The 500-nt window shown below is 45.8% G+C and carries 2 pseudogenes; one reads left to right on the top strand and one right to left on the bottom strand.

What is annotated here, in order from left to right:
* Positions 1-185: pseudogene (locus R7P74_RS29875) on the top strand (hypothetical protein); the annotation flags it as partial.
* Between the two features lie 79 nt (positions 186-264).
* Here the strand turns inward: R7P74_RS29875 and murQ are convergent.
* Positions 265-500 (bottom strand): annotated as a pseudogene (gene murQ, locus R7P74_RS29880) (N-acetylmuramic acid 6-phosphate etherase); the annotation flags it as partial.

The raw sequence follows: 500 nt of genomic DNA on the forward strand, positions 1-500 counted from the left end.
TTGAAGATCTCACCAACGGGACTTACGTGCAAAACAAAATGAAACGGGAAGTAAACGAGGCGACAAGCCAGTACACGAATAAAGTGGAACGCGTTAAAAATGCCACTGATCCAGACCAGATCAAGCGTAAGGTGAATAACGAGTTAAATCGCGAATTTGATGAGTGGTTGTATGATGGGGATTGATGTTTGATGTATCAGCTCCGGCAAAAAGATAAGGTGGCCCATGAGCCACCTTTTTACTGTCCAACCTTCTTACATTAGGTCAGTTTGATTTATGGCTTTCTACCGCTTTACGCAAGAAGCCGTCTTGATGATGAAGGTGCTGACGTGCGGACTCGATATCAAGATCGGTCAAGATCATTAAGATCGCCAGTTTCACCTCATAATTGGTCTGCTTAAGTACCTCGGTTGCCTCTTCTTTAGTGCACTCCGTCGCCTGCATAACAATGCGAGCAGCACGCGCGACCAATTTGTTGTTGGTCGCTTTCACGTCCACCA

The organism is Vibrio sp. 2033 (assembly GCF_033339735.1).